Here is a 3482-nt window from a genome sequence, read left to right as displayed (position 1 = left end):
CGTCGTGGCGCATTCAGCTTCCTGTTAAACGGCCAAGCACCCTCGATTCGCGTTTGTGCACTTAGCGACAGAGGTGCATAAAAATCCACCTTGGGAAAATTGGACGAACGGAAACTAAAGTCGTGAGCAGGCGCTCAGGCCGGCACACACTCAGTGAACGTTGCGTCCGAAATTCTGCAGTTCGAGGTCGGTCAAGGAGACCGCGGTGCCATCATTGGGCGCATTGGCGAACTTCAGGGTCAGCTTGCTGAGTTGAGTGATATCGAACGTGCTTTTTGATGCGGGATCAGGCCCGAATGCGTCGAGTGGGATTGCCACCATGTTCAGCAACTCGGGCATTGAGCTTTGGGGGGGAATCGACAGTCCCATGCTGCTGTCCAGCGCGTCGGAGAAGTCACTGACCAGTATCGCCGGTGAGTCGCGCCCCTTGCTATCGGTGAGTGTGACACTCACCTGCTGCGCCGCGAGCATTCCCTCAACGGAGGGCTGGGGTCGGACCATTGCGATGCGGAAGCTTAATGTGTCAAACCCAACCGTCGACAGGGCGTTTGCCGTTACCGGCTGGCCGCTTGGCCCGTACGCGGGTTCCTTAAGCGTAACCGGCAGCGTCATGTTTGGTCCGGTCAGTGTGAACTGAACCTGATTGGCGATCGACAGCAACCCGCCTACGTAGGTACTAAGCGGGCCTTCAGGACCTGTCCTGAAGAATATCCCCGTCGGCGAGGGCTGTGTACAGGTCGGTATGGCTCCATCCCCCAGGGTGAGATCCGTCGCGCAAGTGTATACGTTACCTCGAAAGGCGGATGCGTCGATCAGGTCCAGCGGACCGCCCGTCTGCAAGGTCGAGATTGTGCTGTCGTAGGGCTGGTTCAGGCCATATTCGTCGAATGGAGCAATCATTTTATGTCCGTTGACTCCATTGATCTGAATCGTCAGCACCACCCGGTTATCACAAGGTGCCTGACTCCCCGGACAGGCCGCCGCTGGCAGTCTGGCTGTGCCATTCCAGTAGGGAGCAAACACCGCTTCTCCCCCAACGAAATTGCGCATGAAACTGTTGATCACGAATAGCCCGATGGATTGCTGATCGGCTGTAGCCAGTCTGGTCGCGTGCGTGGCGTCTGCATAGCAGTAATCTCCCTGTAATCCGCTGTAATCGTCCTTTGTCCATTGGCTATTGAAGTAATTGTGATTAGCCCCGCGTACCACAATCTGGAACCGCGGAGCCGAGTCGGCAGGATCCCTGCTGAAGCGGTTGTTGTCGAGCACGTGTGTTCCGGACAAATTGTTCACGTCTCCATCACATGTTCCCACCATCGCGGCAAAGGGCACGCTGGCGATCTTCCGGTAGGACTGGCTGTCTGTTGGCGCAAGTGAGAGCGCGGCCTTGAAAACATATTTCGGTGGAGTGTTCGACCAGTCGCCCGCTTCAGGAGAAAGCATGACGTTATTCATGTCGAGGAATGTTGACAGATCCTGATCAGATAGACCGTTCACGCTTAGCTCGGCTATCAGGGTGTTGAGCGTCGTGAGGAACGCCGCCTTTGTGCCGGTGGTCACGGCTGCGCCGGGCGCAGCAAACCAGGTATTACCTGCCCAATTGTCTTTTTCATTTTGCAGTTCGGCGGTGGCCGAGCGTAGCTGTTGCAGACTGACACCAATGCGCCGATCATTAAGCTGGATGGCGTCGTTGATACCCTGGCCACCTCGGGAGTGCCCCATGATGCCAATCCGGCTAAAATCAATCTTGCCAATCAACTGCTTCGGGATCTGTATACCGGTCGTGGTTTGACCCCCATCACTCAATTTCTTGAGACGGTCGAGTGTTGCAAGGACCAGTTGGCCTCGCGACTGCGATGAATAATCGCCCGCTCCCCCGTGAATACACCCAATCGCCGTCGATGGGCAAAACGCATTAATGTCGTTCGCATCTATTGACAGCGTGACATAACCATGCACAACAAGGTCATTTGCCAGATAGTCGTACCCTTCGAAGCTGGGCTCAGACCGATTATGCATGCCATGGAGGAATATGACCACGGGATAGGAGGTCGGCGCGGTACCGGACGGGTTCACTGGTGCACCCGGATAGCGAATCCAGCCATGAATACGAGTGAGAAAAACAGCCGGTGAAACGTCAGCGGTACTCACGACGACGGAGCCGAGGTCATATTCCCCGCCTTCGGGTGAGTAGGTCGGACCGACAAACTGCTCAGCGGGCATCTGCTCTATAAACCGGACAGTTGGTACGAGCACTGCTGGCGTCAGCACCGCCTTTCCTGGTGGCCTCCCTCCTGTCCCCGGTTGTGCGGCCGGTGGGGTAGCCGGTGGGGTAGCCGGTGGAATGGGAGTAATAGCTCCTCCTACGGTTCCGGATACGGTTGGGGCAGTGCCTGTTTCATGATTTGTGCCGGAAGCGCCCCCTCCACAGCCGCCGAGACCGGCTAGCAGACTAAAAGCGATCATCCAGTGATGTAGTCGTGCAATCATTTATTTTTCCCTCGCCGCACAAGGCATTGCGGCAGAAGCGGAGGTGCCCGCAGTTATGGTTACTCGTCGCGACATTCGCTGTATGTTTCCGGACAACACCGCCTAGGCGTTGGCGGATGCTTCACGCTCGCAAGGGAGCAGGTACATCGCAGGATCGACTATGTGCAACGTCCGTGCCATGGAATGTAAGCGACCGAGAAACGGCGTCCTAGTTTTATAGGGTGAGTCTTGGCAGGCTTGCGTCCGCAAACACTTTGCGAACGCAAACCATGAACACTGACGATATTGATGTTGACTGCTTTCCACTGCGAGTAGTGCGTGTCCGGCGCAATGGCAAACGCGATTACGAGCCGGTGGCCAAACGGCGTTTGATTGAGCTGTGTCTTCGGCCTGGCGCATCGGTGGCAGGCATGGCGCTCAAGGCTCAAGTCAATGCCAATCAACTGCGCAAATGGATTCGGCTGCATCGGGAATCGAAGGCAGTGGAACGCGGTTCGCTGGCGGCGTTCGTGCCGGTTGTTCAGGGAATCCGATCCCCTGAAGTCGAAGCTGTGGTCACTGCGCCGAGTCGCACGACGGCCGTGGCAGTTGAACCGCAACCTCAGCCGTCGCGATCAGTCGCGCTGCTGAGTGCGAAGTTGCCAAACGGCGTGGCGATTGAGCTCGCATGCGGTGGGCGTGACGGTGAACTCGTAAAGGCGATGATCGAAGCGTTGGGGGCGAGCTGATGTTCCGCTTCGACGAAGGGCTGAAGGTCTACCTGCACCGGGAAGCCGTGGATTTCCGCAAGAGTATCAATGGTCTGTCGGCGCTGGTCGAGCAGTCGCTGGGGCTCGATTCGTTCGCACAAGCGGTCTACGTGTTTCGCAATCGGCGAGCCGATCGGATCAAGCTGCTTGGCTGGGGCCGGAACGGATATTGGCTTTTTTTGAAACGACTTGAGGCAGACCGTTTTGCCTGGCCGCGTGGGGCGGCAGTGGCGACTCTCTCGG

General features: G+C 57.2%; 3 protein-coding genes. 2 read left to right on the top strand and 1 reads right to left on the bottom strand.

All coding sequences use genetic code 11. The annotated features are described in order from the left end of the window. Positions 1-150: 150 nt before the first annotated feature. Positions 151-2271, bottom strand: a complete 2121-nt coding sequence (locus MKD50_RS30145; RefSeq protein WP_145987300.1) for an alpha/beta hydrolase — start codon at positions 2269-2271, stop codon at positions 151-153. 488 nt (positions 2272-2759) lie between these two features. On the opposite strand from MKD50_RS30145, the gene tnpA reads away from it, so the two are divergent. Both tnpA and tnpB read left to right on the top strand, forming a co-directional pair. Beyond that, on the top strand, positions 2760-3218 hold the full coding sequence (gene tnpA, locus MKD50_RS30140; RefSeq protein WP_081479555.1) for an IS66-like element accessory protein TnpA: 459 nt from the start codon (positions 2760-2762) through the stop codon (positions 3216-3218). Further along, the coding region (gene tnpB, locus MKD50_RS30135) for an IS66 family insertion sequence element accessory protein TnpB (protein ID WP_147309006.1) at positions 3218-3482 on the top strand (265 nt) is incomplete at its 3' end. The genes tnpA and tnpB, both read left to right, overlap by 1 nt.

Source organism: Cupriavidus mimosae (assembly GCF_023952485.1).
In the GTDB taxonomy this organism is placed as follows: Bacteria; Pseudomonadota; Gammaproteobacteria; order Burkholderiales; family Burkholderiaceae; genus Cupriavidus; species Cupriavidus taiwanensis_C.
This window is presented reverse-complemented; position numbering and strand designations above follow the sequence as displayed.